Genomic DNA, 23927 nt, shown 5'->3' on the forward strand with positions numbered 1-23927 from the left:
ATAATGTGCTAATGTGCTAATGAAATACAGGGCATAATGAAATGCTTTCGCGTGAGCTTTGCCTTTTTAAGGGACTACCAGACCTTGAAGCATTATCAAATTAATCTCCGGGATTGAGTGATTCCTTATCTATCGTGTACTGCCTGCCATGGACCTTGCGGTATTTTTTTACATAATCGGAAGGGTTCATGCCGAAAAGCTTGTTGAATTGTTCCCTGAAGTATTTAATATCCCTTATACCGACGGTGTATGCTGTTTCCTTGATACTATAGTCCGTATTTATAAACAACTCCGCAGCTTTGCGAAGACGGATTGACCGGATAAAAATATTTACGGGCTGGCCGGAGACTGACTTTACTTTACGGAGAAGATTGGAATGGCTCATGCCCATTTCGTTGAGTAAAGTTTGAACACTAAAGTTCTTGTCCCTTAAATGGTTCTCAACAATAGAAATGCATTTGTCCAAAAACTCCCTGTATTCGGGCGAAACCTTGAAATCGTTTTTATTAAGGGTTATTTCATTGTAAAAATATTTTTGAACCGTATTGCGATTCTTTAAAAGCGTGGTAACCCGTGCAACCAGCAGTTTGCTGTCAAAAGGTTTTACAATATAATCATCCGCCCCGCCTTCCACTCCCTGGAGCCTGAGTTCATCGGACGTGGCGCCGGTAAGTAAGATAACCGGGATATGGCTTAGCTGCTCATTTTCTTTAACCGCCCTGCAAAGGTCAATCCCATTCATCTCCTTCATGTGAATGTCGGAGATGATCAGGTCGGGCAAATACTTTTGAGCCATAGAAAAGCCAGCTTCGCCGTTTTCGCCCTGATATATTATATAGGTGTCTTTAAACAGGCGAACAAGGTATTGCCTGATGGCCTCATCATCATCTATTATCAGAACAGAGTGCTTTTCGGAAACCAGTTCAGGTAAGGGTTCTCCGGTATCAGTATCTTCCCTGATCTCAGCTTCTTCTTTCAGCGCTTCCAGCAATTGAGGAGCAGCTTCTGCTTCTGAAATAATCACCTCCGCACCAAAATGCGCCTTACCTTTTTGAAGCTTTAAGATAAAAGTTGTCCCCTGCCCTTCCTCGCTTTCGTAGGAAATGGTTCCACCGTGTAACTCTGTAAAATGTTTTACAAGGAAGAGCCCTATGCCAAAACCCGCCCTGGAACTTGTTTTCGTTCTTTCAGCTTTATAAAACTTATCAAATAGCTTTTCCCCGGTTTCGGCCGGTATACCAGCCCCATTGTCCTGCACTTTTATTACAACATCTTCTGTTGCTTCTACTATTGAAAGCCAGATGCTGCCTTCAGCGGCTGTATATTTTAATGCATTGGACAGCAGGTTATATAAAATGATCTCCAGCTTTTCCCGGTCTGCATAGATTTCCACTTCCTTATTTGCGCAATCAAAAACATAATTGATGCGCTGCGTTTTTGCCTGTTGAACAAAACACAGATACACTTCGTACGCCAGATCGTGAAGATGGAGCCTGGATGGCTTTATTTTGTCTAAACCACTCTCGGCTTTCCTGAATAAAAGCAATTGGTCAACAAGGCTGAGCATTCGCCTTGCATTCCGGTAAACAATGTTCAAATCACCCCTGTCTTTTTGTTCACTGGAATTTTTCTGCAGTAACTCCTTAACCGGATTAATAATTAATGTCAGTGGTGTTCTGAACTCATGAGAGATATTGGTGAAGAAAGAAATTTTCTTTTCATTGATCTCTCTTTCTTTTTCATTCAGGATCCTTTCTTTTTCAAGTTCGGCATGTTCCCTTTCTCTTTCCGCTCTCTCCTTTTCCAGCTCCGCTTTCTCTACAGCTAATTCGGCAAGACTTCTTTCTTTTTCCGAGCGTTCATTTTCTGCATTAAGCTTTGCAATCTTTACTTCGTATTGCAGCCTGGTTTGTTTTGCCCGGTATTGCAGGTAAAAATAAACGGCTGCGCCACTCATCACTGTATACATCAAATATGCCCACCAGGTCCTGTACCAGGGAGGCAGCACTATAATTTCGATCTGCACGGCTGATTTATTCCATTGACCTTCGGCATTGGTGTTTTTTACCCTGAAAGTGTAGGTGCCTTCGGAAAGATGGCTATAAACTACTTTTCTTGTATTGCCGCAATAGATCCAGTCTTTATCCGAACCCTGCATATAATAGGCATATTGAATTTTATCAGGGGCAGAATATTCCAGCGCTGCAAACTCAAATGAAAGAACCGCTTTATTATAAGGGATCCTGATGAGCTCAATACGATTGAAATTCGTTTGGGTTTCAAGCTCAGCATCCTTTTCAAGAGAAGTGTTGGCAACTTTCACATCTGTTAAATAAATTTCCGGATTGCCGTTGGCTGCGGCGATGCTTTCGGGGCGGAACAAAGAAAATCCCTTAATACCACCAAAAGCAAATTCGCCGGAACGTAATTTTAATGCAGCATGATAATTGAACTGGTTGCTTTGCAATCCATCGCCCTGATAATAGTTCTTGAAGGTTTTGTTTTTAGGATTGAATTTGGCAATGCCATTAAAAGTGCTCATCCACAAATTACCTGCTGCATCTTCTAAAATGGTTAATATAGAATTGCTGCAAAGTCCTTCATCTGTAGTATAGCGGGCAATGATCTTTCCCTGCTTTCTATCGAACAGGATCAATCCCCCTCCTTCCGTACCCACCCAGAAGTTACCTGCGCGGTCTTCCATTATAACACTAACCGGTTTACCAATGAAATAAGAAAGATGTTTTTTGCCGGCTTTATCAATTTGAACCAGGTGGTTTATGCCGCCTCCCCAAAAAACATTGCTCCTGTCTTCCCTCAATACATACAGATCTTTAAGCCTGCCATCAAACAATTCAAAAACGCCCTTTTGCCTGTTCAGTTTGAACAGGCCGTATTGCTGGGCGCTTAGCCAGATTTTTTTCTCCCCATCTTCAAGAAGGTTCGGGCCTATAGGATGAAAAGTAAGGGTAGTGTTATCAGGATCAACACAGCTATAATGCTCAAACTTTCCGTTGTTGTAACGATTTACGCCTCCCCGGTAAGTGGTTATCCAGATGTTATTTTGAAAATCTGACTGAATGTCGGTAACAAAATTGTCGCTTAATGAATAGGGATCCCCACTGTCGTGGCGGTAATTGGTAAAGGAGTTCAATGTCCTGTTCCAGATACTGAGTCCGCCACCATCTGTGCCAATCCACAAATCATTGTTGGGTGCTTCGTAAAACGATAAAATATAATTGCTGATCAGCGTATTGGTTGTGGCAGGATTGGAAACAATATTTTGAAAACGATCTTTACTGGGATCAATAACATTGATGCCGCCTCTTAAAGTGCCAATCCATTTTCTTGATTGTCTGTCAATCCAAATAGAATAGACAGCATTGCTTGATAACGAATTAGGCTCTCTTGTACTCGATAAAAATTGTGCTTCATCCGTTTCTGTATTTAAGATAACAACGCCACCGCCATTTGTTGCAATCCACAATTCATTGTTTTTACCTACAGTGATCCCTGAAACAGTATTGTAGTTTAATTTTTTATTCGCTACATTATATACTTTGTCGAAGGAATTGGAAGCGATGTTGTACCGGAATAATCCATCATTCGTTCCTATCCATAAATAACCATTTGCCGCTTCAATACAATTGGCTGATTTGATGGTTGCATTTACCAATTTTGCCTTATTGGTTTTATACTCATAAGCATACAAGCCTTTATTTGCGACAAAGAGCCAGACTTTTTTATCATTGCCTGCTTTGACTGAAGTAGCATTATAAGGGGAATTGGCATCGTTCTCTAATGGTATTCTGTAAGCAATGCTTTGGCCATTTGGGAAAAAAAACAAGCCTTTGTCGGCTGTAGCAACAAACATATTGCCTTGCCCGTCCGCTTCTATGTCATTGGTGACCGAATTTAGCGGTTCCACTTTTTTTTCAGGGGTATAATAATAAAGAAATGAAAATTTGTCAGAGATACTTTGGTAAACACATGCGCCCTGCCTTGTGCCTACCCACAAATTTCCTTTTGCATCTTCACCGATGGTGTTGATCCAGTTGTTAATGAGAGAGCGGTTGTTTTTGAAATTATTTCTGAAGATCCTGAATTCATATCCATCATAGCGGTTTAGTCCGTCATAGGTGCCAAACCACATAAAACCATTTTTGTCCTGGTAAATACATCTTACAAAATTGTTCGACAAGCCCTGATCGATCCCCAGATAGGCACTCACCCGATAGCCGGCAAAAGAGGTATACGAGGCAAGAAACAGAAAGAACACTACAAAGAAGATATGCTTTTGAAAAAGCCTTTTCATATATAAGCAGTTGGCAACCGTTTGCAATCATTTTCTCAACCAACAGAACAAAACAATCATTTTTATTGAACGTACTTTCCCTAACCCAAAGCAGTATCACCAGGCATAAGCCGTTTCCTCAAATTTATCATTTACCTTTTGGGCTTTTGTTGTATTAAAAAGACTTTGTTTTATACAAATCCGACCATTTTTAGCAAAAACATTAAGAGAAACGACCCGTTTTACATATCGATCATTGCCTTTATAACTCCATTGGCAGGATCTAACCATTGCTCAAATTTATCCTTAACTTCTTCAAACATCACCCGGTGTGTAATATAAGTGGTTGGATCGACCAGTTTGGCTTTCATAGAACCAATCACCTGCTCAAAATCAGCTCTTGTTGCATTGCGGCTGCTCATTAATGTAGCTTCTCTTTTGTGAAACTCGGGGTGACTAAAGCATATCTCTCCTTTTTGTAAGCCAATTAAAACATACCTGGCTCCATGCGCCATATAATTAAAAGCACTGTTGATGGCTTTTAAATTTCCGGTTGCGTCGATAACTACCGTTGGCATATCGCCATATGTTATTTTCTTTAATTGCTCCGCAACATGGGGATCAAGGGCATTGACAGTATGAGCCACCTGTATCTTTTCCCTGCAAAATTTCAAACGCGCTACGTTTACATCAAGCGCTATTACGTTAGCGCCGGCAATGCGTGCAAACTCCATGGTTCCCAACCCGATTGGCCCGGCCCCTATTACCAACACATATTCTCCGGGGCTTACACCCGCGCGGCGCACCCCATGTGCGCCAATGGCCAGGGGTTCAACAAGCGCCAGTTCGTCAAAACTTAATCCTTCGCCATGAACAAGAGACCAGGAAGGAACAGACAGATATTCTACCATACCCCCATGCTGATGCACCCCACATACTTTTATAGAGCTGCAGCAATTAGGCTTTCCCGACCGGCAGGCAATACATTTGCCACAATTGAAATATGGAATAAAAGTTACAGCCTCGCCAATTTCAAAACCAGGCGCCTCATCAAAGGCGACCAGCTCACCGGCCAGCTCGTGGCCCAGGATGCGGGGATATTCAAAAAAGGGTTGTGTGCCTTCGTAAGCGTGCAGATCGGTTCCACAAATGCCAATCCGCCTTATTTTTATAATAGCCTGTCCTTTTTGTAATTCCGGTTGTTCTCCGGTTACATATTCAAACTCTCCGGGCTTTATACATACCAGCGTTCTCATTGAATATAAAGTTGATTATTACATTATTAATTTGATGCAGGCTATTTTACATTTACCTGGTACCCTTTACCTTTTTCGGTGTCAAAAGAAGTTACAAAGCCATAGGCTGTTTTTTGCGAATTTGCTTTCACGCCAATAACTGTTACCGGTACATTGGTCCTTACAATACACCTGCCGCCACTGAGTGATTTAACAGTAGCTGTTGACAGCCCATTGTTTTTCCATTGTATACTTATTTCAAAATTGCCCCTGGCTTTCAGGCCGGTGACTTTTCCTTCCTTCCAGGCATGGGGCAGTGCAGGCAGTAAATGTATTTCGCCAAACTGGCTTTGCAGCAGCATCTCGGCCATACCAGCAGTGCCTGCAAAATTTCCATCGATCTGAAAGGGAGGATGCGCATCAAAGAAATTAGGATAGGTGCCGCCACCGTTGTGCATTTCCGTTCTGCCGGTATTGGTATAAGTCAATAGCTGACGTATTAAAGTATAGGCATGATCGCCATCGAGCAACCTGGCCCACCAGTTAATTTTCCAGCCTTTGCTCCATCCGGTGCCGCCATCACCCCGCAGTTCCAGGGTTTTCCTGGCCGCATTAAAAAATTCAGGATTATTGGTAACAGATAACTCTTTGCCAGGATACAAGCCAAACAAATGCGACACATGCCGGTGCAGCGGATCGGTTTCTTCAAAATCTTTATACCACTCCTGCAATTGCCCTTTACCGCCAATATGCATGGGATATAACTTTTTACTTTTTTCCTTTAGTGTATTTCTGAATTCAGCATCAATTCCCAGTACTTCAGAAGCATTTATCAAATTAGCAAACAAATCACGGATGATCGACATATCCATGGTGGTGGCAACTGATACCGATTGCTGCGTACCGTTCTTATCTTTGAACTTATTTTCCGGGGAAGTAGAAGGCGCCGTAACAAGATAACCGTCTTTATCTTCTACCAGCCAGTCTAATGTAAACAGCCCTGCTTCTTTCATGATGGGATAGGCTTCGGCAAGGAATTTTTTATCTCTGGTAAATGCATAGTGTTCCCACAAATGCTGGCAAAGCCAGTTACCGCCCATGTACCAGTTAGCCCATACAGGATCACCGGCGCCTACATCTCCCACCGGATTTGATGTACACCAGATCTCAGAATTATGATGCGCCACCCATCCCCTCGCCTGGTAAAACTCTTTTGCGGTATTGGCGCCTGTTACGGAAAGGTTTTTGATGAAACCAAGTAAAGGCTGGTGCATCTCCGGCAGGTTGGTTTCCTCCGCCGGCCAGTAATTCATTTGCGTGTTAATATTGATGGTATAGTTCGAACTCCAGGGCGCTCTCAATTCCCTGTTCCAGATGCCTTGTAAATTAGCCGGCGGCCCGCCGGGTCTTGAGGAAGAGATGAGCAGGTAACGCCCATACTGAAAATACAATGTTTCCAGTGCCGGGTCATAAGCGCCTTTGGTATAAGCCTGTAAACGTTCATCGGAAGGCAAAGGATTAATTTGGCCTGTAGTTGCAGTGTCTTTTATAGTGAAGGATACGCGATTAAAATATTTCTGATAATCCTGTATGTGTGCCTGTACTAAAGAAGCATAGGGCAATTTAATGGCATTATTGATGAGGGCAGCAGCAATGGCTTTTTCATCCTTCCCCGCTTTATCGGGACATTTATCAAAGCCATTAAAGCTGGTAGCTGCTGCTACATACAGCATAACCTCACTGGCGTTTTGCACATGAATACCCAAAGTGTCAGTAACCACTTTACCATCTTTCGCTATTGCTTTAATGCGGTATTGAAACCGCATGCCATTGCAACCGGTAGTATCTTCATATATAATATGCTCCCTGTCTTTCGGATTATAATAACTGGGATCTACATGGGCGGGCGCCTTCCCATTTACTAAAAGCTCATTGCTACCATTCACCGATAACTTATAATGCAACTGGCTTTTGGTCAACACATCAAAATTCAAAGCGCCTTTACGGCCCGATGTTATGCGAATCAACATAATGTTGCCGGGAGCTGCGGTAAAAACTTCCCGCTTATACTCAATACCATCAACAGTAAAACGGGTTATTGCAATGGCCCGTTGCAGATCGAGGTCGCGGTAATAAGCAGATGGAACTGCATTGTGAAAGTTCTGTTTTATCACCAGGTCGCCCAGGGGCATGTATGATTCGGTAAACAGGCCCTGCATTTTTTTCGTTAGCTGATTGGCTTTTGTATAGTCTTCTTCTTTCAGCAAGGCTTCCCTTATTTGAGGAAGATAAGCCGGCGCTTCGGAATTGATGTTCCTTTTTACCGGACCGCCACTGTATAAAGTACTTTCATTGAGCTGGATCAATTCCTCCTCTACCCCGCCGAAGATCATACCGCCAATATGCCCGTTGCCAACGGGCAAGGCTTCTACCCATTGTGTGGCGGGTTTATTGTACCAGAGCTTTAAAGAAGATTGGGCATTAACGAATGAAGTTGTAATGGAAAGAAAAGCAAAAAACAGGGCATGTTTTTTTCCCGGATGTCGCATTTTCACTGGCAATTTTGGGTTGAAAATGCTCAAAAGTAAAAAGATAATAACCTTAAAAAATTACCTAAAATCGACTTTCTATGGTACAATTCCGACTTTTTCAACAACAACCGTTTAAGGATACAAAATTACTTAGAAAAGGAAGGAGTAGAAACTCCCTCCGGATCTGCTTTAAAATTGCTGGTTACCCAACAACTATTAAAACCAACGAAGGTTGCAACAAATGCTTTTTCTGGTTTTATAGTGATTAAAAAAATCTGGTTCGAAAGTTTTCGATTCAACGATCTTTCTTTTTAAAAATCACTCAACGACCATTACAAAACCACTGTTTACTTTCATTGTTATATCGCACTTTTTTTGTGCTGCGGTGTTCAGGGCTGATTTTGAGAACAGTTCTCCCTTTGCACCATCCATAAAAAGCGTAGCCATGCTTTTCCTGAATATAGTGAGGTCAACACTTATTTTCTTTTCTGTAGTGCCGCCATTAATGCCAGCTATGTACCAACGGTTGCCACTTCTTCTGGCAACAACAATGTATTTTCCCGGATAGCCGTCTAAAAACATAACGTCATCCCAATAATCGGGAAGGGTTCTTAAAAAATCCTTCACATCATTGGGCACCATCGCCATGCCTTCGGGTGAGGTGGCATAATGCTGAACGCCCGACAAAAACAGAACGGATAACGCCAGTTCGAATGCCGACGTAGTTTTTCTTTCGCAAGGACTGTAGGTAAGCTTATACAGATTCATTGGGGTGAAATCCATAGGATCGTAGATGTTGCGCGCAAATGGCAGCATGCTGCAATGATTCGCCTGCACATTGGCATGCTCCTGGCTAAAGGTTACCATCTCCATTCCTACTACGGCTTCTGTAGTGACCAGGTTTGGGTAAGTTCGATGCCAGCCTCTTGGCAGCGTGGCGCCATGAAAATTCACCAATAATTTGTATTCCGCTGCATCTTTTAAAATGTCCAGATAATATTTCATCATACTTTGGCCATCACCGCCAAAGAAGTCAACTTTAACCCCTTTTATTCCCATACCGCTGATCCTTGAAAACTCCTTTATCCTGGCTTCATGTGTAAGCAGTTTATCTTTGGGATGATAGGGTACGGTATTCCAGTCGCCCGCGGAGTTATACCATAATAGCAAACCCACATTTTTTCCGGCGGCATAATCGCTCAGCATCTTTATACTATCGTACCCGATCTTTGTATCCCAGTCGGCATCTATGAGGCAGTATTGCCAGTGCATGTCAGCCGCATAATCGATATACTTTTTTTGTTCGGCGAACGTGATGTAATCATCCTTGCTATTGATCCAGCTCCAGCTGGCCTTTCCGGGTTTTACAAATGCGGCATCGTTTAATATAGCTGCCGGCGCCAGATCGGTACCCAGCGTAGATTCCATTATAGTTTTCAAACTGCCCACTGCAATAATTCTCCAGGGTGTATACCAGGGCTGGTTGTTTACGGGAAGAGATCCGCCCCCGGTAAACACTTCTCTTGGATCGGGCATGCCAATGCGGTAGACCGGGCTGAGTGAATCATTTACCAGCCTGCTGGCACAATAATGTTCGTCAACCGCCGCTTCTGTGATCAAAGCCCATACCCCATTGGTTTTAAAAAGCGCCGGGAACACCCAGCCGGCATGAAAGGGCGGCATTGTACCTACGGCAACATCCTGGCTATAATGTTCTTCGTAGCTTGGGTATGTGTGATTCCATCCCTCCTTGGCCGCAGACATAGGCTGCAGCCATGCGCTGGCTTTTTTGTTGAAGCAAAAGGAAGATATTTCCTGCTGAATGACCTGTTCTTCCCCATTGATCCAGGGAAAGAAATAACGGAAAGCCACCCCGTCATTCGATAGCCGGAAAATGATGTCCATCTTCTTCTGTTCATCATTTACAAAAGATACGGTCAACTGATTCGCCTGGTAATGAATGTTGCTTTTTTTTGCGTTTTGTATCTGGTAGCTATCAAGCACCTGCTTAGGGCCCGCCAGGGTGACCAGCTTCATGCGCCGGGTAAAATCGTGCCCTTTCATGAGTACCCCCAACGCCGAAGGTTCAATGACGTTTATGCCCGATTTTTGTACCCCATATTGAATTTCGCCTTCAGCAGATAACGACACATTTAGCACAATTGACTTATCGGGACTTGCCAGGTTGGCCACCTGCTGTGCCTGCATTCTTATTGCTGTGCACAAAATCAAAAAAAGAACTAATTTCCTGCCCATCGATTTGAATGTTTGTTTGAATAGAGGTACTGTAAAACTATTGCTGTGCAGCGTAGAATATGGCCCTCAAATGTTGCAGATGATGGCATGAAATGTTGCAGAGTTACTATAGAACAAGACATAAGTAACTTTTTATTTTTCATCAGTAGCTTTTTATGCAGTGTCCCTTGCTTATTATGAGTTATCCCTGCATTTTATAGGGTCTGAAAAAAGAATTGCACCAACCCGAAAGCTGGTGCAATATTGAAATTTTAACATCCGAGGCCTGGCCTCATTACTTAAACAGCTCTAATGTGTGTCGTAATACTGTTTTGTTATATAATTGTAGACGAGCCAGTTATTGGCATCTTTTTTAGCAATAAGTTGCATTGTACTGTCGGTAAGTGTTTTGACTGTCATTCTTGCATTCCAGTTGGCCACCTGACCACCTTGTGCTTTGTCATGTAAAACCTGGGCATCAATAGTTGCCAACTCATTTGTACCTGGGTACAACATGAATTTACCTGTTCCCGACAGGTCAGGAAACATTTTATTATCGGATTTAAAATTTGCATTACCAATCAAATCAAAGGTCATGGTACCATAATCGCCTGCAGAAACGCCAGCCCAGGGAATATCTTTAAAGGCAGGGTCCCATTCCCACCCGGTACCACCAAAGTAAAATGGTCCCGTAAAATATTTACTCACCCCCTTAGCATCCAGATCCAACACCCATGTTTTCGAATTTCCTAACCCACCGCTGAGTTTAATCCACATTGGGTCGCTTACGGTCTTTTTATCAATAGTATTTATAGTTACAAGAGTTGTATCGGCCAGAACAAGACCACCTCCACTTTCAACTCCATACACAAATTTGTAAGTTCCGGGGAAAGGAACATTGGTAGTATCATTTAATTTTATGGATTGTCCATAAGGAGTAACCCAGTATGGAGTAACATTGGGTGTTAAACTTGTTAAAACAATATCATTAGGATTTGCCGATGAAGGCGCTATGGTGAACTTCAGATCACCCTTGTTGGCTAATCCACCCAATTCAAATATTTGGGGCCTGCACGAAGCATACAGCAGTGCTGATCCTAAAAATGCAAGTACTATTATTAAATTATTTTTCATTTCCTTTTATTTTTTGGTTAAGACATATCTATTACCAGCCGGCATTTTGCTTCAGGGTACCTGACGCTAAAGTAATTTGGTCGTTAGGTATTTGCTGAAACCCGCGGGTTGCTTTAATGTTTGCCTGCAATTTTGAAGCAGACGGTGGATTTGCAGTACCATCCTGGAATAATGAAACAGTTGTATTGGCAGCAATTGTGGAAGCTGCCACATCAATACCCTGGCGCAATAAATCCCAATAGCGTAGACCTTCACCCGCAAATTCCAACCTGCGTTCTGCTAAAATATCCGCTTTAGATACAGCAGTAGCAGGAGCAGCTGAAGGATCAGCTCTATGGTGTACCAGATTGTAATAACTTACAGCGTTGGGACTTCCCAATTCTGCAGCCATCAGCAAAACATCTGAATAGCGAATGGCGAAAAAATCCTGGTACTGTCCGGTTTGAAAATTGGAAACAATAGAAGTTCCGCTCTTGTCACACAGCATCGAATATTTTTTCATAAAATATCCTGTGTATTCGCGACAGTCACTTGATTTAGTGTAAGCAAGATTTTCGTCAGCTATAGAAGTGATGGTAGCAAAACGGCGTGTATCCGTTGATGCATAAAGGTTCCAAAATTTAGGATCAACAGTACATGCACCCCAGCCAGCCTGGTAAGGATAGATACTCTGTGAACGTATTCCTTCCATTACCATCCACCTGTTTCCGGTAGCATCTGCAGACCAGTTATCTGTTGAAGAATACTTAATTGCAAATACCACTTCCGGATTGTCTTCACCTGCATAAGCAACACTTTTTGCTGTTGAAGGTGCCGGCCATAAAGTGTTGAAATCGCTTACCAATGAATGTCCGCTATGGGCAATTACATCTTCTACTGCTGCTAAAGCAGTAGCTGCTGTTTCCTTGGCAATAGTAGTTTTCCCATACAAACCAGCATAGTACAGATAGGCACGCGCCAATAAAGATTCCGCAGCCCATTTGGTTATTCTTCCACTGGGTACACTTTTGTACGAAGCTGAAGGAAGACTATCCGAGGCCTCACGTAAGTCAGTCATGATTTGATTAAACGTTTCATCAGGACTGGCTTGTGGCACATTGGCAAGGGTAGGTGTTATTACCAGGGGAACATTTTCGAACAACCGAACCAGATCTAAATAACAGTAAGCACGAATGAATTTCGCTTCGGCAGCATATTTTGTTTTTAATGCAGTACTGTCGCCCCATGCCACCTTATCAATATTTTGCAACAATACATTACAGCGGTAAATGGTTTGGTAATACGCTTTCCAGCCTCCAGAATGCACCGAAATATCAGAAGGAGAAACTGATTTATCAAATTCATCCATCATTGCCCATCCGTACCCGTCGAAAGTTCCCGTGCCGCCAAAACTGTTGTCAGAGAAAACTTCCAGCAAAGAAGGGATCGCATCATTGTTATAGATCTGATCGAGCCCATTGTAACAACCTGTCAGGGCAGTATATGCTTGAGAAGGCGTTTTATAATAGGACACAGTGGTCTGCTTGGCATCAGTCAATTCGGTTGTAACAAATTTTTTACACGAATTAAATGTTATTATTGCAACAACTGCAATAATGACAACTCTATATCTTTTCATGATTTTTCTTTTTCTCAATTAAAAATTAATATTCACACCTGCCATGTACACTCTGGGGCGGGGATAAAATCCATTATCAACACCCTGGCCAAAAGAATGAGGATTATTAGCAGTGGCGCCGTTGCCGGTTCCATCCGGAGCGGAAGCACCAACCTCAGGATCCATACCACTGTATTTTGTAAAAGTGATCAGATTTTGTGCAGCTACGTATAAGCGGAACTGACTTAAATATTTCCATTTTATAAGTTTAGCCACGTCGTATCCGAGGGTAATGTTTGAAACTCTTAAATAGCTTCCATCATGAATATAGAGATCTGAAAATTCTACCCAGTTAGAACTGTTCTGCGTGATGCGGGGCATTTTATTCGAAGTTCCCTCACCATGCCAACGGCTAAGAATATCAGTTGTATAGTTAGCCCATTGACCCGGACTACGGTAAGACTGAACAATTTTATTACCTGCTACGCCATTGGTTGTAACAGAAAGATCAAAGTTTTTGTAGTTGGCTGAAAACCGGATACCAAAAATATGATGCGGATTGGGATCACCGATATTGGTCTTATCTTTCGCATCAATTACTCCATCACCATTTAAATCTACCAATTTCAGGTCACCGGGTTGTGCATTCGGCTGAAGTAATCCGTTTTTACCATTCCATGCCTGAACATCGGCGGTATTCTGAAAAATTCCTGCAGTTTTATAACCCCAGAAATAACCAATAGGATTTCCGGCAGCAGCACGGAAAAATTCAGGACCATTAACAAATAAACTGTTTGTACCGCCGTGAATGATGCCATCGGCAGTTGGAATATTGTTCACCACATTTTTATTGTAGGCATAAGAACCCGAAACGGTATAGGTAAAATCGCGGCCAACATTTCCGTTATAAGCCAACTGAAGCTCTATTCCTTTATTGGTAACAAGTCCGCCATTGATGTATGGAGCATTGGGAACACCAGTAGTTGCCAACAAAGGCGCCTGAACCAACCAGTCTTTCGTGGATTTGTTGTACCAGTCAAGGCTCACGTCTAATTTATTATTCAGGAACCTTGCGTCAAAACCGATATTGGTTTGATGAGAACTTTCCCATCTGGTGTCTATAACACCAATTGTTTGAGGAAATGCCCCCTGAGTTAAAGTAGTATTATCATTACCAAAATTGTACCGGGCATTAGATAAGGAAATTAAAGACAGGTAGTTAAAGGCATCAATACGATCATTACCATTAGTACCCCAGCCTGCTCTTAGTTTCAGGAAGTTCAACCAGGTATGGGTTGATGCCATGAAATCTTCATTGCTGGCTACCCAACCGGCAGAAAGCGATGGAAAATATCCCCATTGACGAAAACCGGGAGCAAACATGGTAGACATATCAGCACGGAAAACAGCAGTAGCTAAATATTTTTCTTTGAAACTGTAATTCACCCGGCCGAAGAATGAAGACAGGGCGTATACAGCATTGGCATTTCCGTTAAGCGATATGCTATTAGTGAGGGTTTGCCTGTTGGCTGCGGAAGTATCTGCACTCATTGTATAACCGGTTACCATGGAATTAGTCAGATAGCCACGATCAAAAGAACTGAACAGCGTAGCTCCTGTATTACTTCCGTTTATCCATGTTCCCTGAGCTTTTCTGATTGAAGTACCGGCCAACACATCAAAACTGTGCTCTTTAACCTTGAAAAGATAGTTGATCGTATTATCAAAGTTCCAGGTGTATCCCTGAGATCCGCCCTGGCTAATGTTTTCATAAAGGTTATAAGCATATATCGACAACTTATCATATGCAGGCCTGTAGCTATGATTTGCCGATGAAGAATAATCCAAACCGAAGGTTGACCTTATTCTTAAGTTTTTGATGGGCTCAAGCTCTGCATAAACGTTTCCCAGCACTCTTTGCGTTTTGGTAGCATTCTGATTATTGTATTTCATCAACGCATACGGGTTGGCTTCGGTGTTATTCCAACTTCCGCCATTATATATAGTTGAATTGAGACTGCTCAGGTAATTGCCTTTTGCATCGTACATCGCCAATAAGGGGCTTGTACCTATGGCGCCGGCCAACACGTTACCCGAATACAATCCGCCGTCGGCTACTCCTTTTTGATCGATCATAGAAAAAGTGAGATTTTCACCTACTTTCAATGCGCCGCCGTACATTTTACGTTCAGAGTTTGCTTTAAAGTTGATACGTTTATAATCTGACAGGTTTGCACCGCCAATGATGCCACCCTGTTCAGTATATGACCCGCCCAACGAATAAGATGATACGTCAGATCCGCCATTAGCTGATACATTGATATTCTGGATCGGCACATTGGAAGAAAACAGCTGGTGCAACCAGTCGGTTCCGTGAGCCTGCAAAATGCTGCTCCCTTTGGCTAAATCGTCAATTTGAGCCTGCGTGAAGAGCGGTGCTTTACCACTATTAATGGCTGCTTCATTTTGTATGGTAGCATATTGTTCAGCATTCAGCAAAGGCAGTTTACGGGCAATGTTTTGAACACCGTAATAAGCATCAATTGAAATTTGCCCGTCTTTTTTACCTGATTTTCCATTGCGGGTAGTAATTAATACAACACCGTTTGCACCATTAACACCATAGATGGCACACGATGCAGCATCTTTCAGGATATCGACCGAAGCAATATCTGAATTGTTTAAGTAGGTAATGTCGCCGGTGAGAACCCCGTCCACAACATACAGTGGATTTGGATTCCCGATAGTTCCGGCGCCGCGGATAAGTACTTTAAAACCGCCGCCGGGTTGCCCTGAAGTAGAGGTTATGTTAACACCGGCTGCCTGCCCCTGCAATGCCTGTAAAGCATTTGTTGTGTTTAATTTGGCAAGGTCTTCCCCTTTTACCTGGGAAGTAGCGCCTGTAACTAATTTTTTCTTTTGGGTACCGTAACCGATCACAATTACATTTTCCAGTGAATTGTCGGCTTCCTGCAAAAGAATTCTTATTTCTCCGGAACCCACGTTTACTTCCTGGGTGGTAAAACTAATGGAAGACACCACCAGTACTTCGCCGGCATCTGCATTGATAGCAAACTTTCCGTTCATGTCTGAAACGGCGGAGCGGCTCGTTTTTTTCACCGTAATGGTAGCGCCCACAATGGGCTCACCTGAACGTTTAGATAACACTGTACCGGTAACCTTTGCTGTTTGCGCAAAAGCACTTGTGCCCGAGAGGAATACCGATAATATTCCCCATAGCAGTAATGATCGCAAGCGAATCGTTTTGGTTGATTTCATATGTATATATTTAACGTGACTTTGACTAGATTTTTATTGTTAGTTTCTTCCCTTCATACATTATTTCCTTATCGCATTTGGCATCAAATTCCAAATGCTTTGCTTCATTAGGTGTTATCACATTGATGCGAAACGTTCTTTTTGGCAGCATTCCATTAAAAGTGCCTTTACGGTCGCCTATTGTAATAGTTTTTGCGGCTTCATTATACTTTACCGGAATGATGGTGAATGCACCTTTCTCATAATTATAGTTGGCGCCTTCATCTTCATACAAATTGAAAGAAGCATCTGCGCCGGTGTATACATTCAATGTTATGGTATCAGCCGGTTTTTCTGAGGTATACTGCAACCCGGGTCCAAAAGGAATGATGGAACCTGCTTTTACAAACACAGGCATGCGTTCGTATGAAGCTTCCGCATTTATTTTTTGGCCGCCGGTATACCATTTGCCCGAATACAGATCGTACCAGCCTGCGCATTTTGGCAAATACAGTTCACGGTTGCGTTGTTTGTATTGGTAAACAGGATTTACAAGCAACGAAGGCCCGAACAGGTACTGATCACCGATGTTCAAAACCGCCGTGTCTTTTGCAAAATCCATTACCAGCCCGCGCATGATCGTGTAATTCTCGTGATAAGCGGCGCCTGCCAATGAATAGATATAAGGCATCAGGCGATATCGCAATTTATCGTAGTATAGGAAACTTTTGTAAGCGGCATGATCATCAGGAGCTATGTTAAAGATCTCGCGGTAGGGAAACTGCCCATGCGAACGGAATAAAGGAACAAATGCGCCAAACTGGTACCAGCGTGCATTCAGCTCCCGCCATTCTTCCAGGCTTTCTGCGTTGGGTTTTTCAAATTTTTCCGGCACCACAAAACCGCCAATGTCCATCGTCCAGTAAGGAAGTCCCGACATAGAAAAATTAACGCCGGCGGCAATTTGATTTTTCATATCCTGCCATGTACTCCCAATGTCGCCGCTCCATATCGATGCAGCATAACGTTGGGAACCTGCAAAACCCGAACGGGTGAGTAAGAACACCCGCTTGTTGGGGTCTACCGACCGCTGTCCTTCATAAAATCCTTTTGCATTCTGTAAGGGATACGCATTGAGGTATTCTGCTGAAGGACCTAATGCAGTAGGCGACATTTGCGCTTTCCTTTTTTCGGGACTTACATTAGAAAGAATATCGGGTTCGCTGGCGTCTACCCACCAGGCATCGATGCCTTTGCTGTAAATTTTATTGCTGATCAAATTCCAGAATCCTTTCCTGGCTTCGGGGTTGAACGCGTCGTAAAAAGAGGAAATATATCCCTGTCCTATCCAATCTCTTTGCCGGTCGGCTATGTTCCTTTTATAGAGCCACCCCTTTTTGTTGAATTCATTGTAGGTTGAGATGCCTTCGTAAAATTTCGGCCATACCGAGATCATGATCTGCGTGTTGTACTTTTTATGCAGCACATCGATCATACTATCGGGAGCAGGAAAACGTTTTTCATCAAAATCCTGGCTGCCCCATTCGGCTTCGCGCCAGTAGCTCCAGTCCAATACAATATTATCTATCGGGATTTGTCTTTTACGGAATTCATCAATGGTGGTGAGTATTTCATTCTGTGTTTTATACCGCTCGCGGCTTTGCCAGAAACCCAATGCCCATTTTGGAACGATGGGCGCCTTGCCGGTAAGATCACGATATCCGGAGATCACTTCATCCATGTTGTTGCCATAGATAAAATAATAGTCAATTTGCTGACCTGCTTCGGAAGAAAAACTGAAACTGTTTTGCTCCGTTGCGCTCAATGGTTCCTGCCATTTCAACGAACAATAGGATTCGCCGCCTTCAGGGGTCCATTCAATTTTGACAGGTATTTTTTCTCCCTTTTTAAAATTGCAGGAAAGCAAAGCAGGCGCAGGGTTCCATGCTTTTCGCCAGTGGTCCAGAACAAGGTTTCCACCGAGCCAAACTTTCAGCGAGCCGCCAAATGTAAACCGGAATTGATGAAGGCCCGAGAGATTACTGGCCAGGCTGCCTTCCCAGGTTACGAGGCCGGTTGCAGGTGTAAATATAGCAGGAAGGTTGATCTTTGAATCACCTAAAAACGGCATATCGATGCTCGTCTCGGCTCTTTCGGTAATTACTTCCTGTGGTTGCAGTTTGTTGTTGGCATAGGAGGCCGTAAGCCATCCGGCCTCTCCTTTTTTTGAATAAAGCTGTAAAGCAGCAAGCTGGTGAAGCGGCCTGGTATCGCCAGCCGTTGTAAGTGAATAATTATCCCAAAGGATGCCGTAATTTTTGGGTGACACTAAAAAAGGAATGGCCACTTCGGTATTGTTTTGAAAAAAACTAACCTGCTGACCTCTATAATTATATATTCCGTCCTGGTGCTGGCCTAATCCATACCATGCATCATCTGCGGTTGTTTGAAATGATTGAGTAAGATTGTAGTATCTTTTTCCGTCAAATACCACAGGCCCGAAATGCCGGCCCAATGGCTGTTTTTCAGCCAGTATTTTTTCACCTTTCGAGTCCCGGAAAGAAACGGCGCCTGTTTTCAGGTCAACAACAGCAGTCAACTTTTTTGTTTTTACTGTTATGCTTTCTTTAGTGGGAATCACGTTCCAGAAAACGTCGGGCCTTTTTGTATAAACGGTGATTAAACTTTCAGTTGGGGTGATCTCTTTTTCCGGAGCTGCAATCACTCTTATAATATTGTCTGTGATCACCTCCAGCTTAACGGCGTTGGATGTACCGGTAACAAGCGGATCGGTATAAATTATTACGCCATTGGGCGTTGTTTTGTAAGCAGGGGGAGTTGCTGCCAATAATGTATTAATGATAACAACATTGAATAAGCCAAACAGCAGTGTTCGTAATTTCATATAAACAATCAATCGTTAAACGGATAGTGTAAAGCTATCGTCGTGCGGTGTAAAACAAGGGTCCAAAATGTTACAGATTATGGTATGATTTGTTACAGATGCATGATTTTCAAGGGCAAAAAGAAGCCCACAACATGGTCACTTCAAAAAAGTGATCGCGTTGCGGGCGTAACTGAAAGGGCATAATCAGCCCCCGGATGTTTCATAAATAGCTACAAATGTCTTACTTAAGGCAACATTCTTATGACATTTTAGTCCCTCGAAGGAATGAATGTAAATTGCCTTTTCAACTGTAGAAATGGCTTTTCAAAAAATCTATAAGACAATAGTGAGATAATTACTGTGGCCGCGAAAGCGATTATGAAGCCAACCTCGTTACGCCAGTCAAACAAACCAATCATTTTACTAAAAGACGCCAGTTCATCCTTAAATATTTCATAAACGAACCAAAACATGGTGATGTGAAACACATACATTCCATAAGATATACGCCCCAGATACACTAACGCAGGTGGCAGATATGCTGACGGTGTTCCATACAGGGAAAGAAAAAACAGTAGAACTCCGGCAAGTATCAGCAACCAGCCGCAAACAGCTTGTGGAATCGTTGAAAGGTGTGGGGCATCGGCATGAATTTCACAAACAATGGAGGCTAATAACCAACATACCAATCCGGTTGTAAATAGTACCATCCTGGAGGCTATGTGCCATTTTGGTTGCCACCCTTTTAAATAAACAGAGAGGAGAATTCCTGCAGCAAAAAATTGAAAATGTACAAAACTATTTGTCCACTGGCCACTAAATCCTTTTGTGGGGTTTTGAGCATAGTAAAAAACAGCTGCGTATGCCAGCAGAAGGGCAAGAAATGAAAAAATCTTCAGCCCTCTTTTGCCGGCATAAAACACCACTAACGGAAGTAAAATATATAATTGTTCTTCAACAGAAATACTCCAAAGCGGATTAATAGGATAAGACGGAAGCCAGTCATTAAAAGTAATATACCAGTTTCCGGAAAACAAAGTGAATGCAAGTTGTGTTCCGGGTGAAATATAACCGAATTTGTGTGAAAAGTGCGTAACCAATACCATTCCAAAAAAGAAGGTAAAATACAATGGCCAAATACGAAGGATGCGTCTTATGTAAAAAGCCCTGATACTGATCTTTCCAAACTGGTCCTGTTCTTTGGTGAGTAATTCTGTTATTAAAAAGGCGCTAAGAAAAAAGAAGAGCGGTACGCCAAAAACGCCCACCAAACTAATATGGTATCCCCAGTAATATTTTCCCGAATCAATTGGTGCAAGGTCCATCCGGTGCGTAAAGAACACAAACAGAAATGCACAAAGGCGAAGCAGGTCTAACTCAGGTTTGTAATATCTTATTGGTGTCATTTTTACCGTTATGAAATTCTTATAAAATGCAGATGGCAATTACTGCCTACCTTCCACATCCTGTTGCTAAGCAGAAATTTAAAGTTTGATCAAATTGAGAAAGTACACATCGTTTTCGCGCAGTTCCAATTCTTTTGAAAAAGGAATGCCATTTTTTACAGTAATGATCTCTTTATAAACCGGTGAACCATCGTTTTGTTTTTTTATCTGTTCTACCTGTTGCCTGTTCAGCTGTGACGGCCTTCCCATCGACAAATAGTTTGCATAAGCATCGTTATTGTGGTAACCGACCTTATAAATTTCAAGCGCATATGACCCTTCGGGCACATTGGCGATATTGACCTGCAGCTTTCCTTTGGCCTTTGCCGGCAGATCGCGGATATAATAATCCTGGTTGTGCACTGAATCGCCCGGGTGGGTGTTGGTGAAATCCCAGATCAACGCCTGGATATTTCCCGGTAAATCCCTGCACACCCAGGAAGCGGAATCCTTATTCACCAGTTCAATATTTCCTAACCGGTTCAGGAACTGGTATGCATAAAACACGGGCTTATTAATGCCCTGGATACTCAACATGCCAAACCCGCCATGAAAGGGCGTGAACCGGGGCCCGGCTTCTTCAAAAATATCGGTGAATACCCAATACGACATGGAGTTGGCCGCATTGCCAACCTGTTTCAGTTTTTGCAGCACATACGCTGCTTCGTGGTAGCTATCATGGATGGGATCGGCAGGCGTATAGGAGGCGCTCCATTCGGTATAATGCAGTTCCAGGTTTGGCATTGGCGACCGGGCAATTTCATTACGCGACTCAAGCACTTCGCCACTTACACTCCCAGGGTTTTTATCGAGCACGGTGCCCGAGTTGCCAAACTCATCGAGGTATCCCTGTTTCACCCCATAGGCATGGGTGCTTATAAAGTCAATGGGCACCTTGTTCTTATGGCAAAAATCGATCAGTTCAGGTTCCCATGCGGCGCCGGCAGTAGCCGGACCGCCCACCCGGTAATCCTTATTTACGCTTTTAATTGCCTGCGCAGTGTACTGGTATAATTTGAAATAATCCTGCTGTGAACCCGACCAGAAGCCTGGTGAAAGATTGGGTTCATTCCATACTTCAAAATACCAGGTCTTTACTTCTTCAACACCATACCGTTCGGTAAAGTGTTGTGTAAGGGTACGGATCAAACCTGCCCATTTATCGTAATTCTTTGGCGGCGTAACATTGCCCCGCCACCAGAAAATGGTTTGATTACCGCTGGCGAGCCCACCAGGCATGAATCCCAATTCAACAAAAGGTTTCATACCGATGCTTTGCAAAAAATCGAACAGCACATCTACATACATGAAATTGTATTCCGGGTTTCCATTTCTATCCTCTTTATAAACGGCCATGTCATCTGTTAAAAGGCCGTGCATGCGAATGTACCTGAAACCACATTCTTTTTTTACGTAAGCCAGTTGCTGCTGCCAGTCGGCCCGCAATCCTTCATTGGCCCTGCCGGCGCCTACACATTCTTTGAACATCGTATTCAAAGGGCCTTTTTGCTGGCTGAAATCAATACTGATGCGCCTTTCGGCTGGCTCGGCCTTTTTAGGTGATTTACTTTGCGCAAAAGCAAAAGTTGCAGTAAGAGAAGTAAGCACAAATAAAATGATCCTGTTCCTTTTCATACTAAATGATTATATCGTCTATTGTATTCCAGTGTGTTCACCGAAAGGTCGTTTTCTATTTTATTGAACTGTATTTAAAATGTTTAAACGTTACTTTGCCATCGCCTGTGGCACACAGCCCTATTCGCAAACTTAAAAATCCGCTGAGCACATTATGGTGCATTCCTGAAACCTCCAGCGAGTTCTCGATCTTTTTCCAGGTAAGCCCGTCTGTGCTGTAATACATATCGACCGTGTTGTTGAAATTTTTCAGGCGAAGATATACGTGATTGTTGATTACATTCTTTTCTGTTGCAAACTGCCAGCTGTGAAGATTTACCAAAATATTCTCCTTATCGGCCAGTATGCCCGACCAGGCATTGTTATTATAAAAAAGCACTAATCCCCCGGTTGCCTTTCCTTCGATCAACAGCTCTGCTTCGGCTATATAAGAATGGTGCGATGGGATGCAAAGCAAGGGGGATGAATTGCCCACTGCATTCCCTTTCGCTTTTATCACAATACTATTATCAACCAATTGAAATCTTGTTGTATCGTATTCTTCAAAGAATTTCCAGTGCGGCTTTAATTTATTGCCTTCAAAATTATCGTTCAATGTAAAGGCAGGCACGGAAGCCGCGGCATTGGGTTTTTCAATTGGCTTGCTGTCACCTGTTCCCGCAGCTATTTTATACCAGCCGTCTTTTGTCCATTCAATGGGTTGCAGCAAAGTCTGGCGTCCCTTATTATAAAACCCTTTTTCATATGCGTGGTACACCATCCACCATTTTCCCTTCGCGTCTTCGAAAATAGTACCGTGACCTTTTGAACACCACTGCTCATTATTATTTGTAGTGCGGATGATGGGATTATAAGGCGAATTTTCCCAGGGGCCGGCCAGTGATCGGGAACGGGCAGAAATTACCATGTGGCCTGTTACCGGACCGGCCGTTCCTCCCTCTGCAACGGTGAGGTAATAATATTCACCACGCTTTACCAGTTTGGGGCCTTCCATGCAAAAACACTCGATAGACCATGCCCGTGGTATCGTAAAGCCGCTGTAGGAAGGCCTGTATTCACCTGCAAGGGAAAGTCCGTCGTCAGCTAAGGGAACATATCCGCCATTGCTGAAAAATAAATACCGCTTTCCATTTTCATCTACCACATGGCCAGGGTCTATGTTGCCAATTTTGAGATCAACGGGATCACTCCATTTGCCATTTATTGAATCGGCTGCAACTACATAGTTGGTATTATTGGCCGGGAAATAGATGTAGTATTTATTTTTATATTTCACCAGGTCGGGCGCCCATACAGAACCAACATACTTGTATAAGGCATTTGTTACCGGTTCCCAGTTGATCAGGTCTTTTGAATGCCAGATCAGCAAACCGGGATAATACTCGAATGACGAATGCACCATGTAATAATCATTGCCATCCCGTAATATACTGGGGTCTGGGTAATCGCCTGCAAAAACCGGGTTCAAATAATAACCAGGGCCTGTTTCTCCGGCCCTGGTTTGATATTGTGCAGATGCATTAATTGTAACAAGGATCAGTAAAACAGCTAATATGATCTTATTCATTCCAATTTCTTTATTGCCACAAAACTAGCACGCTGCTGTTTCAACAGGGTGAACAAATGTTTCTGATTGGGGTGCGAAATGTTATTGCTACGGCTTACAAAAAGGACCA

11 protein-coding genes are annotated in these 23927 nt (G+C 43.0%); all 11 read right to left on the reverse strand.

Annotated features, from left to right (window positions below; translation table 11 throughout):
* Window positions 1-100: 100 nt before the first annotated feature.
* Complete coding sequence (locus A3860_RS28225) at window positions 101-4315, reverse strand: hybrid sensor histidine kinase/response regulator transcription factor (protein WP_081152942.1); 4215 nt, start codon at window positions 4313-4315, stop codon at window positions 101-103.
* 221 nt (window positions 4316-4536) lie between these two features.
* Window positions 4537-5550, reverse strand: coding sequence for a zinc-binding alcohol dehydrogenase family protein (locus A3860_RS28230; protein WP_081152945.1), 1014 nt, complete (start codon window positions 5548-5550; stop codon window positions 4537-4539).
* 41 nt (window positions 5551-5591) lie between these two features.
* Window positions 5592-8078: a glycoside hydrolase family 95 protein gene (locus A3860_RS28235; RefSeq protein WP_081152948.1), complete on the reverse strand. Its 2487-nt coding sequence runs from the start codon at window positions 8076-8078 to the stop codon at window positions 5592-5594.
* Between the two features lie 300 nt (window positions 8079-8378).
* Window positions 8379-10316, reverse strand: a complete 1938-nt coding sequence (locus A3860_RS28240; RefSeq protein ID WP_081152950.1) for a glycoside hydrolase family 97 protein — start codon at window positions 10314-10316, stop codon at window positions 8379-8381.
* A 288-nt stretch (window positions 10317-10604) separates the two neighbouring features.
* Complete coding sequence (locus A3860_RS28245; protein WP_081152953.1) at window positions 10605-11429, reverse strand: hypothetical protein; 825 nt, start codon at window positions 11427-11429, stop codon at window positions 10605-10607.
* A 31-nt stretch (window positions 11430-11460) separates the two neighbouring features.
* On the reverse strand, window positions 11461-13047 hold the full coding sequence (locus A3860_RS28250) for a RagB/SusD family nutrient uptake outer membrane protein (protein ID WP_081152956.1): 1587 nt from the start codon (window positions 13045-13047) through the stop codon (window positions 11461-11463).
* A gap of 18 nt (window positions 13048-13065) precedes the next feature.
* Complete coding sequence (locus A3860_RS28255; protein ID WP_081152958.1) at window positions 13066-16305, reverse strand: SusC/RagA family TonB-linked outer membrane protein; 3240 nt, start codon at window positions 16303-16305, stop codon at window positions 13066-13068.
* Between the two features lie 25 nt (window positions 16306-16330).
* Entirely contained in the window at window positions 16331-19189 is a 2859-nt protein-coding gene (locus A3860_RS28260) for a TIM-barrel domain-containing protein (protein ID WP_081152961.1), read from the reverse strand.
* A 251-nt stretch (window positions 19190-19440) separates the two neighbouring features.
* Window positions 19441-20577: an acyltransferase family protein gene (locus A3860_RS28265; protein WP_081152963.1), complete on the reverse strand. Its 1137-nt coding sequence runs from the start codon at window positions 20575-20577 to the stop codon at window positions 19441-19443.
* A 78-nt stretch (window positions 20578-20655) separates the two neighbouring features.
* Complete coding sequence (locus tag A3860_RS28270) at window positions 20656-22251, reverse strand: GH39 family glycosyl hydrolase (protein WP_081152966.1); 1596 nt, start codon at window positions 22249-22251, stop codon at window positions 20656-20658.
* A gap of 55 nt (window positions 22252-22306) precedes the next feature.
* Window positions 22307-23818: a family 43 glycosylhydrolase gene (locus A3860_RS28275; protein ID WP_081152969.1), complete on the reverse strand. Its 1512-nt coding sequence runs from the start codon at window positions 23816-23818 to the stop codon at window positions 22307-22309.
* Between the last annotated feature and the right edge of the window lie 109 nt (window positions 23819-23927).

It is taken from the genome of Niastella vici (genome assembly GCF_002077945.1).
Taxonomy (GTDB): domain Bacteria; phylum Bacteroidota; class Bacteroidia; order Chitinophagales; family Chitinophagaceae; genus Niastella; species Niastella vici.

Excerpts from the sequence above, each read along its gene's own strand:
- A3860_RS28265 (WP_081152963.1), bottom strand. The coding sequence starts at position 20,577 with ATGACACCAATAAGATATTACAAACCTGAGTTAGACCTGCTTCGCCTT.
- A3860_RS28240 (WP_081152950.1), bottom strand. The coding sequence starts at position 10,316 with ATGGGCAGGAAATTAGTTCTTTTTTTGATTTTGTGCACAGCAATAAGA.
- A3860_RS28245 (WP_081152953.1), bottom strand. The coding sequence starts at position 11,429 with ATGAAAAATAATTTAATAATAGTACTTGCATTTTTAGGATCAGCACTG.
- A3860_RS28230 (WP_081152945.1), bottom strand. The coding sequence starts at position 5,550 with ATGAGAACGCTGGTATGTATAAAGCCCGGAGAGTTTGAATATGTAACC.
- A3860_RS28255 (WP_081152958.1), bottom strand. The coding sequence starts at position 16,305 with ATGAAATCAACCAAAACGATTCGCTTGCGATCATTACTGCTATGGGGA.
- A3860_RS28235 (WP_081152948.1), bottom strand. The coding sequence starts at position 8,078 with ATGCGACATCCGGGAAAAAAACATGCCCTGTTTTTTGCTTTTCTTTCC.
- A3860_RS28270 (WP_081152966.1), bottom strand. The coding sequence starts at position 22,251 with ATGAAAAGGAACAGGATCATTTTATTTGTGCTTACTTCTCTTACTGCA.
- A3860_RS28260 (WP_081152961.1), bottom strand. The coding sequence starts at position 19,189 with ATGAAATTACGAACACTGCTGTTTGGCTTATTCAATGTTGTTATCATT.
- A3860_RS28275 (WP_081152969.1), bottom strand. The coding sequence starts at position 23,818 with ATGAATAAGATCATATTAGCTGTTTTACTGATCCTTGTTACAATTAAT.
- A3860_RS28225 (WP_081152942.1), bottom strand. The coding sequence starts at position 4,315 with ATGAAAAGGCTTTTTCAAAAGCATATCTTCTTTGTAGTGTTCTTTCTG.
- A3860_RS28250 (WP_081152956.1), bottom strand. The coding sequence starts at position 13,047 with ATGAAAAGATATAGAGTTGTCATTATTGCAGTTGTTGCAATAATAACA.